General features: G+C 62.3%; 8 protein-coding genes. 3 read left to right on the forward strand and 5 right to left on the reverse strand.

The genetic code is table 11. The features are described 5' to 3' along the window. Positions 1–6: 6 nt before the first annotated feature. The 5 genes from D4A92_RS04585 to D4A92_RS04605 all read right to left on the reverse strand — a co-directional run bounded on the left by D4A92_RS04585 (position 7) and on the right by D4A92_RS04605 (position 6,428). Positions 7–1,125 carry a serine hydrolase domain-containing protein gene (locus D4A92_RS04585; RefSeq protein WP_203018416.1) on the reverse strand — a complete coding sequence of 373 codons (1,119 nt, stop codon included), beginning with the start codon at positions 1,123–1,125 and terminating at the stop codon, positions 7–9. Positions 1,126–1,203: 78 nt separating this feature from the next. Further along, positions 1,204–2,418, reverse strand: coding sequence for a 5-aminolevulinate synthase (gene hemA / locus D4A92_RS04590; protein ID WP_203018417.1), 1,215 nt, complete (start codon positions 2,416–2,418; stop codon positions 1,204–1,206). Positions 2,419–2,640: 222 nt separating this feature from the next. Beyond that, on the reverse strand, positions 2,641–3,441 hold the full coding sequence (locus D4A92_RS04595; protein WP_203018418.1) for an FAD binding domain-containing protein: 801 nt from the start codon (positions 3,439–3,441) through the stop codon (positions 2,641–2,643). A gap of 14 nt (positions 3,442–3,455) precedes the next feature. Then, the gene (locus tag D4A92_RS04600) at positions 3,456–5,822 is read right to left on the reverse strand and encodes a xanthine dehydrogenase family protein molybdopterin-binding subunit (RefSeq protein WP_203018419.1); all 2,367 of its coding nucleotides are present in this window, start codon (positions 5,820–5,822) and stop codon (positions 3,456–3,458) included. Positions 5,823–5,939: 117 nt separating this feature from the next. Next, entirely contained in the window at positions 5,940–6,428 is a 489-nt protein-coding gene (locus tag D4A92_RS04605) for a (2Fe-2S)-binding protein (RefSeq protein ID WP_054149870.1), read from the reverse strand. 317 nt (positions 6,429–6,745) lie between these two features. Between D4A92_RS04605 and D4A92_RS04610 the strand changes: the two genes are divergently transcribed. The 3 genes from D4A92_RS04610 (at position 6,746) to D4A92_RS04620 (ending at position 13,275) form a co-directional block, all read left to right on the forward strand. Next, a complete protein-coding gene (locus D4A92_RS04610; protein WP_006724501.1) occupies positions 6,746–7,009 on the forward strand; it encodes a glycine zipper domain-containing protein in 264 nt (87 codons plus the stop codon). A 147-nt stretch (positions 7,010–7,156) separates the two neighbouring features. Then, positions 7,157–9,091 carry an autotransporter assembly complex protein TamA gene (locus tag D4A92_RS04615; RefSeq protein WP_203018420.1) on the forward strand — a complete coding sequence of 645 codons (1,935 nt, stop codon included), beginning with the start codon at positions 7,157–7,159 and terminating at the stop codon, positions 9,089–9,091. Positions 9,092–9,117: 26 nt separating this feature from the next. After that, positions 9,118–13,275, forward strand: coding sequence for a translocation/assembly module TamB domain-containing protein (locus tag D4A92_RS04620; RefSeq protein ID WP_203018421.1), 4,158 nt, complete (start codon positions 9,118–9,120; stop codon positions 13,273–13,275). The last annotated feature ends 20 nt before the right edge of the window (positions 13,276–13,295 follow it).

Raw genomic sequence — 13,295 nt, forward strand, 5'->3', positions numbered from 1 at the left:
TCTGGCTCACCGATCATAGACCGCCGCCCGCAGCATTTCCGGATAGGCCCCGTTGCAGCCTTCAAGCGCGTTGTTGGTGAGGCTGATGACGGTCAGCTTCTCCTTCAGATCGATGAACCAGGTGTTTCCGTAGACGCCGCCCCACTGGACCACGCCTTTCTGCAGAGCAGTTTGCGCCGCCTCGGGATCGGTCACCAGGCCCCCGACGAAGCTGAAGCGATAGCCGGGCTCGCCCTCGATATCACCGATCTGATTGGAAAGCGCGGCACACGCCATCTCGGGCGAGAGCAGATTGCCGCCATCGGTCCGCAGCATTTCCAGGAGCCGCAAAAAGTCCTTCGCTGTGCCAACCATGCCTGCGCCGCCGGACTGGAACGCCTTGGGGTTGAAGATGCGGCCGGGCGAAAAGACGGTGCGCCAGTTCTCCTCTTCGCCGCTCACCCAAGGGTCTGGCATCCGCATGGGTCGACCCGGATGATCGGCATAGGCAACTGCGAGGCGCGCAGGATCAGTCACATGAAAGCGCGCATCGGCCATGCCGAGCGGGTCGGCGACATGATGGACGACGGCATCCTCCAGCGTCCCGCCATGCACGGCGGCGAGCACACCGCCAAGTATGTCGGTCGCGAAGGAATAGCCCCAGCGGCTACCCGGCTCGAAGGCAAGCGGGATGGCATTGTGTCGGCTGAAGTTGTCCTCGAGGCTGAGATCCGTATTGCCAAGGCCGAGCGTCATGCGCTGTGCTTCGGGCAGAAGCTCCAGTGCCGGATCATAGAGCAGACCGGACGTATGGGTCAGCAGATGGCGGATGGTGATCCGAGCTTCCACGCCGTCTGCCGTCTTCGGCCGGAACCAGGGCAGGTATTGCGAGATCCGATCGTCAAGCCCGATCAGCCCCTTCTCGACCATGACAAGCGCAGTGACTGCGACGATCGGCTTGGTGACGGAGGCATAGCGGAAGATCGTGTCGAGACGGACAGGCACGCCAGCCTCACGATCCGCAAAACCAGCGGCCTTTTCGAGGATAGGCTGGCCATCCTGATAGACCAGAACAACGGCGCCAGTAATGCGCTCTTCCTCAACGACCCGATCAACAAGGTCATTCACACGCGGGGAAATGGACACGTTCTCAAAACCTCCCAAAGAAAAATGCGGGCTCCGTTTCCGGAACCCGCATCTTTATGAAGGTCTGTTATCTGGCGATCAAGCCACGGCGCGGGCGAGCGCGCAACGCGACCAGAGCTGGTGCAGCGAGCCGACGAGGTGTTCGAGATCGGCATCAGTATGCAGAGGGGTGGGCGTGATGCGCAGCCGTTCGGTCTTTTTCGGGACCGTCGGATAGTTGATCGGCTGCACATAGATGGAACAGTTGTCGAGAAGCAGGTCGGAGATCCACTTGCACTTGGCGGCATCGCCAACCATGACCGGCACGATATGGCTCGGATTCGGCATATGCGGAATGCCGGCCTTGTCGAGCATGAACCGCAGGCGACGCACGCGCTCCTGATGGGCGAAGCGCTCCACCTGGCTGGTTTTCAGATGGCGGATCGAGGCGACAGCGCCGGCAGCGAGCGCCGGCGGAAGCGCCGTCGTGAAGATGAAGCCCGAGGCAAACGAGCGGACGAAATCGCAAAGCGCGGTCGAGGCAGCGATGTAACCACCCATGACGCCGAAGGCCTTCCCGAGCGTGCCTTCGATCACCGTCAGGCGATGCATCAGGCCTTCGCGTTCGGCAATACCGCCGCCGTGAGCGCCGTACATGCCGACAGCATGGACTTCATCGAGATAGGTCATCGCACCATACTTATCGGCGAGATCACAGATCTCCTTGATCGGCGCGATGTCGCCATCCATCGAGTAGACGGATTCGAAGGCAATCATTTTCGGCGCGCGCGGATCGGCAGCGGCGAGCTTCGCTTCCAGATCCTTGACGTCGTTATGCTTCCAGATGACGCGCTCGGCCTTGGAATGGCGAATGCCTTCGATCATGGAGGCGTGGTTGAGCGCATCCGAGAAGATGATCAGGCCCGGGATCTTGGCGCCCAGCGTGCCGAGCGCTGCCCAGTTGGAGACATAGCCCGAGGTGAAGATCAGCGCCGATTCCTTGCCGTGCAGGTCGGCCAGTTCGCGCTCGAGAAGAACATGGTAGTGGTTGGTGCCAGAGATATTCCGGGTGCCTCCCGCACCCGCGCCACAGTCATCGATGGCCTGTTTCATGGCGTCGATGACGAGCGGGTTCTGGCCCATGCCGAGATAGTCGTTGGAACACCAGACGGTGACTTCCTGGGTGCCGTTTTCGGTGTAGCGGGTCGCGCGCGGGAAGTTGCCGCGCTGGCGTTCCAAATCAGCGAAGACGCGGTATCGGCCTTCCTCGTGAAGCCCCGCGAGCTGATCCTTGAAAAACGCCTCGAAATCCATGCCTGTCACTCCAGTCTTTCAGCCTCTTTTGGGTCCGTCCGCGGTTCCGGTCAACCCTGCTTGTGTATATTCATTCTAAACTGCGACAAAAGGCGCGAATTTCAGAACTTTCTCACATAAATCCTAACGGATTGCAGCTGGCAAAAATTGATCTGCGTCAAGCCGCAGAGAAAAAGGACGACAACGGCCGCCCTTTTCCGTTTTTGGTGACAGACCCAGGCATCAAGACGCCTGGACGGCGCGCTTGGCCATGACCCGGATGAGATTGGCACGGTATTCGGCCGTGCAATGCAGGTCCGACATCAGCTCCGACGAATCGATCTCGACACCTGCGACTGCCTCCGGTGACCAGTTGGCGGACAGTGCAGCCTCGAGACCTGCGTGGCGGAACACGCCTGATGAGCCCGCACCGGTGACCGCGACACGCACCCCCCCTGCACCTTTCGACACGAAGACACCGGTCATCGCATAACGCGAGGCCGGGTTGGCGAACTTCGCATAGCCTGCCTTTTCCGGAGCGTCGAAACGGATCGCTGTGATGATCTCGTCTTCGGAGAGCGCCGTCTCGAACAGGCCGACAAAGAAGTCGTCGGCTGCGATCTCGCGGATATTGGTCACCACCGTCGCCCCGAGGCCGAGAACCGCCGACGGATAGTCGGCTGCCGGATCGTCGTTGGCGACCGAGCCGCCAATCGTACCCATGTGCCGGACATGCGGATCACCGATCATTGAGGCAAGATTTGAGATCGCCGGGCACACCGCGCGGACGGCCGCCGAAGAGGCGACCTCGGCATGGGTGGTGGCAGCGCCGATCGTGACGCGGCGTCCCTCGACCTTGATGCCCTTGAGGGCATCGATGTGCCGGAGATCGACGAGATCTGTCGGCTGGGCGAGGCGCTGCTTGAGCGCCGCGATCAGTGTCTGTCCGCCGGCGATGAACTTGCCGTCTTCGGCACCGGAAAGAAGTTTTCCGGCATCCTCGATCGACGAGGCGCGGTGATAGCTGGTGGAATAGAGCTGCATGGTTCTCTCCTTCCTTATTCGGCGGCCTGGCGGGTCGCATTGACCTGGAGCGCGCTCCAGACGGCAAGCGGCGTCGCCGGCATGTTGAGATTATTGTTGCCGATCGCATCGGTGATCGCATTGATCAGCGCCGGCGGCGAACCGATGGCGCCGGCCTCACCGCAGCCTTTGATCCCGAGTGGATTGCCCGGGCATGGCGTGTTCTGGTGCGAGACATTGAAGGACGGCAGGTCGTCGGCACGCGGCATCGCATAGTCCATGTAGCTCGCGGTCAGAAGCTGGCCGGTCTGCGGATCGTAATGCACGCCTTCGAGCAGCGCCTGGCCGATGCCTTGCGCAATGCCGCCATGCACCTGGCCCTCGACGATCATCGGATTGATGATATTGCCGAAGTCGTCGGCGGCAACGAACTGGATGATGTCGGTCTTGCCGGTTTCCGGATCGACCTCGACCTCCGCGATGTAGCAGCCGGCGGGGAAGGTGAAGTTTGACGGATCGTAGAAGGCGCCTTCCTTCAGGCCAGGCTCCATGCCGGACGGCAAATTGTGCGCGGTATAGGCAGCAAGCGCCACTTGGAACCACGGCACAGACTTGTCGGTCCCGGCGACCTTCAGCTCGCCATTGTCGATGACGATGTCGCTCTCGTCGGCTTCCATCAGATGCGCGGCGATCTTCTTGGCCTTGGCCTCGACCTTGTCGAGCGCCTTGACAATGGCCGACATGCCGACGGCGCCGGAACGGGAACCATAAGTGCCCATGCCCATCTGCACCTTGTCAGTATCGCCATGGACGATGGAGACATTGTCGATCGGCAAGCCGAACCGTTCGGAGACGAGCTGGGCAAAGGTGGTTTCATGACCCTGGCCATGGCTATGCGAGCCGGTGAGCACTTCGACGGTGCCGACCGCATTGACGCGGACTTCAGCCGATTCCCACAAGCCCACACCAGCACCAAGCGAACCGACCGCCGCCGACGGCGCAATGCCGCAAGCCTCGATATAGCAGCTCATGCCGATGCCGCGCAGCTTGCCGCGCCGTGCCGCTTCCGCCTTGCGCGCCGGGAAACCGTTCCAGTCGGAGGCAGACATAGCGGCTTCCAGCGAGGCATCGTAATCGCCGGCGTCGTAGCACATGATGACGGGCGTCTGGTACGGGAAGGTGCGCACGAAGTTCTTGCGACGCAGTTCCGCCGGGGAGATGCCGAGTTCGCGGGCTGCCGTTTCGACGGTACGTTCGAGGAGATAAGTCGCCTCCGGACGGCCTGCCCCGCGATAGGCGTCGACCGGCACGGTATTGGTATAGACGGTCCGCACATTGGCATGGATCGCCGGGATCGCATACTGGCCCGACAAAAGCGTGGCGTAGAGATAGGTCGGGACCGAGGACGAGAAGAGCGACATATAGGCGCCAAGATTGGCGATCGTGTCGACCTTGAGCCCGATGATCTTGTGATCCTTGTCGAAGGCCATCTTCACCTTCGAGACATGGTCGCGGCCATGGGCGTCGGTGAGGAAGGCCTCGGTGCGGTCGGAGGTCCACTTGACCGGTACGCCGGTCTTTTTCGAGGCCCAGAGACAGACGACCTCTTCCGGATAGATGTAGATCTTCGAGCCGAAGCCACCGCCGACATCAGGCGCGATGACGCGCAGTTTGTGCTCGGGCGCCACGTTGTAGAACGCACTCATCACCAGGCGCGCGACATGCGGGTTCTGCGAGGTCGTGTAGCAGGTGAAGTGATCTTCCGCCGTGTCGTAGATTCCGAGTGTGGCGCGCGGCTCCATCGGGTTGGGCGACAGGCGGTTGTTGAGGATCTCGATCTCGGTGACATGGGCGGCGCTGGCAATTGCCGCATCGGCGGCAGCGCTGTCGCCGATTTCCCAGTCGAAGATCAGGTTGCCCGGCGCTTCCGGGTGAAGCTGCGGCGCGCCAGGCTTGAGTGCATCGACGGCACCGGTCACAACTGGCAGCTCTTCATACTCGACAGCCACGGCTTCCGAAGCATCGCGCGCCTCGCCGACGCTGTCAGCGATGACGATCGCAACGGCGTCACCGACATAACGAACGGTCTCATGCGCGAGGGGACGCCAGGCGCCCATCTTCATCGGCGTGCCGTCTTTCGAATGGATCATCCAGCCGCAGATCAGGTTGCCAATGCCATCGGCCAAGAGCTGCTTGCCATCGAGGACATCGATGACACCGGGCATCGCCTTGGCAGCGGCGACATCAATCGACTTGATCTTGGCATGTGCATAGGGCGAGCGGACGAAATAGGCATATTTCATGCCCGGGACGACCATGTCGTCGGTATACCGGCCCTTGCCGGTCAGGAAACGCTTGTCTTCCTTGCGCGCCACACGCGCGCCGATTCCTTCAACACCCATTGTCTTCTCCTCCAGAAGTGAGCGAATAGCGAATGGCGAATAGAGGGCGGAGTGAGTTGATGTGATGTCGCCATGCGACGGACCATTCGCTACTCACTATTCCCTATTCGCTTGAAGTCACTCGGCGGCCTGGCGGCCGGCGGTCATCGCTTCATTGGCCGAAAGCACGGCCTTGACGATGTTGTGGTAGCCCGTGCAGCGACAGATATTGCCTTCGAGCTCGTGGCGGACGGTGGCCTCGTCGAGCGCACCGTTGTGGCGACAGATCATGTCGAGCGCCGTCATCACCATGCCCGGAGTGCAGAAGCCGCATTGCAGGCCATGATGCTCCTTGAACGCTGCCTGAACCGGGTGAAGCTCACCGCCGGAAGAGAGACCCTCGATCGTCGTGATCGACGATCCCGAGGCCTGGACGGCCAGGATCGAACAGCTCTTGATCGACTTGCCGTCCATGTGAACGACACAGGTGCCGCATTGGGTGGTATCGCAGCCCACATGCGTTCCCGTTAGACCAAGTTTTTCGCGAATGAAATGCACGAGCAGGGTGCGATCCTCGCACTCTCCGCTCACTGTCCGGCCATTCACCGTCAGTGTCACTTTAGCCATGTTGTTCCTCCTCGTGTCTCTCCCGGACACGGGAAGCATGGTGTGAGTTTTATGTGACATGTGCAACTGTTCAGAAGGTCGCAAACGAAAAATTATGTGCCGCATCGCAGCATCAAAGCGCCTGTAAATCCTGGGTTCATCTTCCGTGTCTCATGCAATGGAACACCCCATCGGGTGTGAGCCACGGCCATGGACTTTCCCATGGCCAAGATTATGCTCATGAAAGCCTCAAGCCGCGTGGGGAGAGCTCGAGCGGCGAGGCATAGTGTGACAACAAGACCGGTTCGACCGGGCGCGTGGAACTTGGAGAGAAGAAGATGAAGAAAGCTCTTGTGCTGATGCTGGTCGGCCTATCGGTCGCAGGCTGCACCCAGACGGAACGCGGTGCCGGCATCGGCGCTGCCTCTGGCGCGATTATCGGTGGCATTGCCACGGGCAATGTCCGGGGTGCCGCAGTCGGCGCAGCCATCGGCGGCGTAGCAGGCGCCGTGATCGGCCGCGTCTCGGAGCAGCCGGGCCAGTGCTACTACCGCGACCGTTACGGCAACCGCTATATCGACGCTTGCCCGCGCAGCTACTGACGCATTTGCCGCAAACGAGACAGGGCGGGAAGCAACACTTCCCGCCTTTTTTCATGAGCGCTTAAAAAGGGGGTATGCTATGAGGCGCATTTCCGCCTAAGTTGTCCGGCGGGTGGGGAGTGCCTGACGGATCGCGATGAAAGCGACATGCCGAGACCGAGTGGATGGACATTGCCGAAATTTAGTCATGCGTTCCGGCTCGGGCTTTTACTGACCGTCGCGAGCCCCCTGTCCATCGGCATAACCTCGCAGGCCCACGCTTTCGAGCTGTTCGGAATCCGTCTTTTTGGCAGCGACGAAGTCGACCGCGACATCATCGATCCCGTCGATTACAGCATTGTCCTCGATACCGGTGAGGCCGATCGCGCCCTGAAGAAATCCCTGGAACGCACGTCGTTGCTGGTCGCTGACGAAGATCAGCCGGTGTCCGGCGATCTTGGCCTCGTCATCAAGGCCCGCGATGATCGCGATCGCCTCATCGCGACACTTTATGAAAACGCGCTCTATGGCGGCATTGTCACGGTGACGATCGACGGTCGCGACATCGATACCCTGCCGCCGAACCCCATCTTCGATCGCTCACGCCCCGTCCCGGTCGCCATCACTGTGCAGCCCGGTCCGACCTTTGAATTGGGTGATATCAGCCTCGAGGGCGATGCGGCGCGTCTAGACCCCACAGATTTCGATCTGGTGCCCGGCGGCAATGCGGGTTCGTTGGTGATTCTGCGCGCGGCGGAACAGATAGCCGAGCGCCTGAAGGAAGAAGGCAGGCCCCTGACGGAAGTGACCCGCCGCCAAGTTGTCGCCGATCACGAGACCAACACCGTCGACGTGACAATCGCGGTCGAGGCTGGCCCTGTCGCGCCGCTCGGCGCCGTCACCGTCAAGGGCGCTCGGGCAGTCGATTCAGAATTTATCGCCTATTACTCGCGGCTGCGACCGGGCCAGACCTATTCGCCCGAACAGCTGCGAAAAGCAGGCGAGAGACTGCGCACACTCGGCGTCTTCTCCTCTGCGACCATCAACGAGGCGGACGGACTGGACCCGAGCGGATCCCTGCCGATCGGCATCACCGTCTCGGAAGGCAAGCATCGCTACTTCGGCGTCGGAGCGAGTTACTCTTCGCTCGATGGCGGCGGCGTCGAAGGCTATTGGGGCCACCGCAATCTGTTCGGCCAGGCGGAATCGCTGAGGATCGAAGGCGCGGTGCGCGGGCTTGGAGAATTGAAGGACGTCAGCGACGTCACCTCGCTCGACTACACGGCCGGCATCACTTTCATAAAGCCGGGCGCTTTCGTCCCCTCGGGCACGCTTGAGGCCAGCATCAAGGGCAGCACGCTCAAGACCGACTATTACGACGCTGCGACGGTGACGGGCAAGGTATCCTATGCCTATGAATTGACCGATACCGACATCGTCAATGCCGGCGTCTCCCTTGCCTATGACAGCATCGACGATGCCTTCGGCGACGACAACGAATACCTGACCTTCGGCGTGCCGCTCGGCTACATCAGGGACACCCGCGACAACCGGCTGAACGCCACCGAGGGTCATTACGGCACCATCTCGCTGACACCGAGCTACGATTTCTTCGGCCAGACCTTCTTCACCTCGCTCGAGGGTTCGATCTCGGCCTATCTAGGCTTCGGCGAAGAAGACCGCTTCGTCCTCGCCGGCCGTCTGAATGCGGGCACGCTGGTTGGCGGCGGCGATCTCTCGGCCATTCCGGCGACCCGACGCTTCTTCGCCGGAGGCGGTGGCTCGGTGCGCGGCTATTCCTTCCAGGAAATCACCCCGAAGACCGCCGCCGACGAGGGCACCGGCGGCCGATCCTATGTCACGGCCAATCTTGAAGCCCGCATCGGAGTGACCGATACGATCGGCATCGTGCCCTTTTTCGACATCGGCACGGTCACCGACACCACAGTGCCTGATTTCTCCGATATCAAGATGGGCGCAGGGGTCGGTCTGCGATACATGACCCCCTTCGGTCCTTTGCGGCTTGATGTAGCGGTTCCTCTGGACCCGTATGACGGCGGCAGCCGTTATGCAATCTATGCCGGCATCGGCCAGAGCTTCTGACCGGGCGAGACAGGACAATAGTAAACATGATCTGGTTGAAGCGCATCCTGACCTGGACGATTCGCCTGCTGGGCGGCTTGATGGCTGCGCTGATCGCGCTCTTTGTGGTCATCATTCTCGTCGGCGGCTTCTCGCGCACGGGAAGCCAATTTCTCGCCGACCAGATTGCCAAGCTCATCTCGGCCGACAATCAGCAGATCACTTTGACCGGCACCGGACCGCTGCTCAGCAGCAAGTTTTCCGTCGATCGCATCACGATTGCAGACAGCCAGGGCGTCTACGCGACCGTCGATGATCTTTCGCTCGACTGGACCCCGCGCGATCTGATCCGCAAGCGGTTTACAGCGGATCGCATCACGGCTCGCCAAGTGACTGTCGACCGTGCGCCGCTTCCCTCCGAAGAACCGCAAACGGATGAACCATTCTCCTTGCCGGTCGAGATCGACGTCGCGTCCGTCGATTTGCCGTCGATTGCAATCGGGGCAGCCCTTGCAGAACAGGACCTGGACCTTTCCGCACTGGGATCCCTGACGATTGTCGGCGAGACGATTGCAAGCCGACTGACAGCGACACGGCTGGACGAGCCCGGCAACAATGCCGTGGTCGACCTGCTCTATGCGCCGAACGACAACCAGCTGCGCATCAACCTCGATTATCAGGAGCCGGCGGCAGGTCTTCTCGGCGAAAGGCTGCAGCTTCCTGGTCTCCCGGCGTTCGCCATCAAGGTGGATGGCGACGGCCCGCTCGATGACTGGGCTGGCGAGGTCACAGCGTCGCTCGACGGCGAACGCACGATCACGGTCGACGTCACCCATAAACTTGGCGAGAACGGAATGCGCATGCTGACCGCAAATGGCGGCGGCCTGTTCTCCGGTCTTGTCCCGCCGGAACTGCGGGATGTCCTCGCCGGAGAGACAACGATCGATGTCGCTGCCCAGCTGGGCGCAGACGGATCGGTTGCGATCGAACGGGGCAGGTTCTCAACGGCCTCGGCCGAAGTCGAAGCCGCCGGGCGCTACGATCCAAACGGGCAGAACGATATCAGACTGACGGCCCGCGCAACCGGTGAGCCCGTCAGCATTACCTCGCAGTCGCCCGATTTCACCGGCGGCGTCAGATTGCGGAGCCTTGCACTCGCCGTCACCGGCCAGGCACCGGCCGCAAGCCTGTCGCTGCGCGCCGATCTGGCAGAGTTCACCGTCCCGCAGGGCCGCCTCTCGGATGTGACGCTATCGGCCGACAGCGACAGCTTCGATCTTGCCAATCAGGCGGGACCGATCAACCTCCAGGCATCGGTGCAAGAGACAGACATCCGCGACGAGTCCATTCGCCCTTATGTCAGGGGTCCGCTAACGCTGGCAGCGCCGCTGACCGTGAGCGCGGAGACGATCACCTTCGAGCAGCTGGTTTTCGATAGCAATGGTCTCGACCTGCAAGGCTCCGGCCAATATTCGCTTGCCGACAACGGATTTTCAGGGCGTCTCGCCGTTCGGGCAGAACCCGAAATGCTTCCTCCCGCACTTTCAAACCGGCTCAACGGGCCCGTGGACCTGTCCGCCCGGGTCGATTACGTCGCACCGGGCGCGGTGGCGCTGCGGGAGATCGTGGCCACGAGTGACATTGCCCAGGCCGAAGGCTCCCTCTCCCTCGATCAGGACGGCATGATCGCCACCGACCTGACCGGTCAGCTTCGGGACATCGGGCTTTTCGTTGAACGACTTGAAGCGCCTGCTTCCTTCAACCTCTCGGCATCCGGCCCACTCGATGCGATCGAGGCGTCCGTCACCCTTGTGGTCGAGGAGGGCCAGGCAGCCGGTTATCGCATCGACGATCTGACGCTCCAGCTCGACGGCGTGGCAAATCGCCAGGCGCCGTCCGCCAACCTGACCGCACGCGGCCAGATCGATGGGAAGCCGGTCGATGCGAAGGCGCAGGTCGTCAGTGCCGATGGCGTGACGCGGGTCGAAGCACTGGATCTTGCCATCGGCCCGAACCGGCTGACGGGTGCGCTCGACCTCGGGCCGGGCATGCTGCCGAGCGGCGACGTTGCATTCGACTTTCCGGATCTGAGCCTGCTTGCTGCACTTGCCGGTCAGACCGTAGCGGGCGATCTCAAGGGAGAGGTGACGCTCGCCTCTCGCGAGGGCCGGCTCGCGGCTGACGTTCAGGCCTCCGGCACGGCAATCCGACAAGGTGCGCTGACGATTGCAGAGCCGACAATCGATCTTCGGCTGTCCGACGTCATGGCGCTTGCCGCCGAGGGCACGATACGCGCAGCGAGTATCGCATCCGGCGCCAACCGCCTGGATGCGGTGACAGTAGCCTTTACGCGATCGGGCACCGATACGGATTTCGACGTCACCGGGCGATACGACAATGCTCCTGTTCGCCTCCGTGGCGCACTGAACCAGGGAGACGCAGGCCTCGCTGTCGCGATCGAAGAACTGAACGCTGCACCGCGTGGCATTGCACTCGCTTTGGCGTCTCCCACCTCTATTCGCCTGACGGACGGGCAGGTCTCGATCGCCGAGACAGTCATTTCCGCAGGTTCAGGCCGGATCGCCCTGTCGGGCACGGTTGGTGAAAGGCTGGATCTCGCAGCCGACATCACCGCCCTTCCCGCCTCGCTCGCCGCGGCGCTTGCACCCGAGATCGCGCCGGAAGGCACGATTTCCGGCACGGTCACGGTGCGTGGTACGACAGCGGCGCCCGTTGCCGATTATCGCCTCGACTGGCAGAATGCGGCGATCGCCCAGACCCGGGGCGCCGGGGTGCCTCCGCTCGGCATCACGGCAAACGGCCGGTTCGAAAACCAGAACCTGACCCTGGACAGCCGTATCAGCGGGGCTGGCATCGGCCTCGCGGCTGGCGGCACCGTCTCGCTCCAGAACGGTCCCGGCCTCGACATCCGGGTCCAGGGCGATGTGCCGCTTTCCGCCGCCAACGGCCAGCTGGGTGCGCAGGGTTTCGTCGCCGAGGGCAATGCAAGCGTTAACCTCACGATCGGCGGAACCGGCGCACAGCCGAACATCAGCGGTACCGTATCGACCAGCGGCGCCCGTATCGTCGACGTGAGGCGCAACCTTGCGATCGAACAGATTGCAACGACAGTGAACCTCACCGGCACGCGCGCCGAGATCGGCAGCCTCACCGGAAACCTCGCGACCGGCGGACGGGTATCCGCAAGCGGTTTCATCGACATCGCAAATCCGGGCCTGCCCGCGGACCTGACGATCAACCTCGACCAGGCCGTCTATGTTGACGGCACTACGGTGACCAGCACGGCGGATGGCCGGCTTACCCTGACAGGGCAATTGCTGAACGGCCCGACGCTGGGCGGCACCATCAACCTTTCGCGCACATCGGTCACACTCCAGGAGAGCCGCCCTGCCAGCCTCCAGGCGCTGGACATCGAACACCGCCACGCCCCGCCGGCAATCCTCAGGCAACAACGCGAGCAGGCGCCGGCCGAAGGCCGTTCCGCCAGCGCACCCATTGCGCTCGACCTGACGATCTCCTCTCCATCCCAAACCTTCATTCGGGGCCGAGGCATCGATGCGGAACTGGGCGGGACGATTCGCCTGACCGGCAGCGCTGCCGCGCCTGTGGTTTCGGGCGCCTTCGAACTGCGGCGCGGTCGCATGCAGATCCTGACCAAACGGCTGGACATCACCCGCGCCACGATCACCTTTGGTGGCGATCTCGTGCCACTGCTCGACCTCGAGGCGACCACCACCTCCGGCAACGCAACCATCGTCATTCTGTTGACAGGGCTCGCCAGCAATCCGCAGGTGACCTTCACTTCGACCCCTTCGCTGCCTCAGGACGAGATCCTGGCCCAGCTGATTTTCGGTCAGTCGCTGTCGCGCCTCTCGCCGCTGCAGATCGCCCAGCTGGCCGATGCAGCGGCCCAGCTGGCCGGCGGACAGGGCACATCGCTCTTCCAGTCCCTGCGCAGCACACTCGGCATCGACGATCTCGATATCTCGACCGACGAAACCGGGGGCACCAGTATTAGTGCCGGGAAATATCTGAACGACCGGACCTATATCGAACTGGAGCAGAGCGGTGCCGGCGAGACGAGGGCAACAATCAACCTGGATATCGGCCGGGGATTGAAGCTGAAAGGCGAAGCCGGTGGCGACGGTGCGGGCGGCGGCATCTTCTACGAGAGGGAATACTGAGCGGTCGCCGATGGCGTATA

Origin of the sequence: Rhizobium rosettiformans (assembly GCF_016806065.1) — a bacterium.
In the GTDB taxonomy this organism is placed as follows: Bacteria; Pseudomonadota; Alphaproteobacteria; order Rhizobiales; family Rhizobiaceae; genus Allorhizobium.

Coding starts and splice junctions, on each gene's coding strand:
- D4A92_RS04610 (WP_006724501.1), top strand. CDS start 6,746: ATGAAGAAAGCTCTTGTGCTGATGCTGGTCGGCCTATCGGTCGCAGGC.
- D4A92_RS04605 (WP_054149870.1), bottom strand. CDS start 6,428: ATGGCTAAAGTGACACTGACGGTGAATGGCCGGACAGTGAGCGGAGAG.
- D4A92_RS04595 (WP_203018418.1), bottom strand. CDS start 3,441: ATGCAGCTCTATTCCACCAGCTATCACCGCGCCTCGTCGATCGAGGAT.
- D4A92_RS04615 (WP_203018420.1), top strand. CDS start 7,157: ATGCCGAGACCGAGTGGATGGACATTGCCGAAATTTAGTCATGCGTTC.
- D4A92_RS04600 (WP_203018419.1), bottom strand. CDS start 5,822: ATGGGTGTTGAAGGAATCGGCGCGCGTGTGGCGCGCAAGGAAGACAAG.
- D4A92_RS04620 (WP_203018421.1), top strand. CDS start 9,118: ATGATCTGGTTGAAGCGCATCCTGACCTGGACGATTCGCCTGCTGGGC.
- hemA (WP_203018417.1), bottom strand. CDS start 2,418: ATGGATTTCGAGGCGTTTTTCAAGGATCAGCTCGCGGGGCTTCACGAG.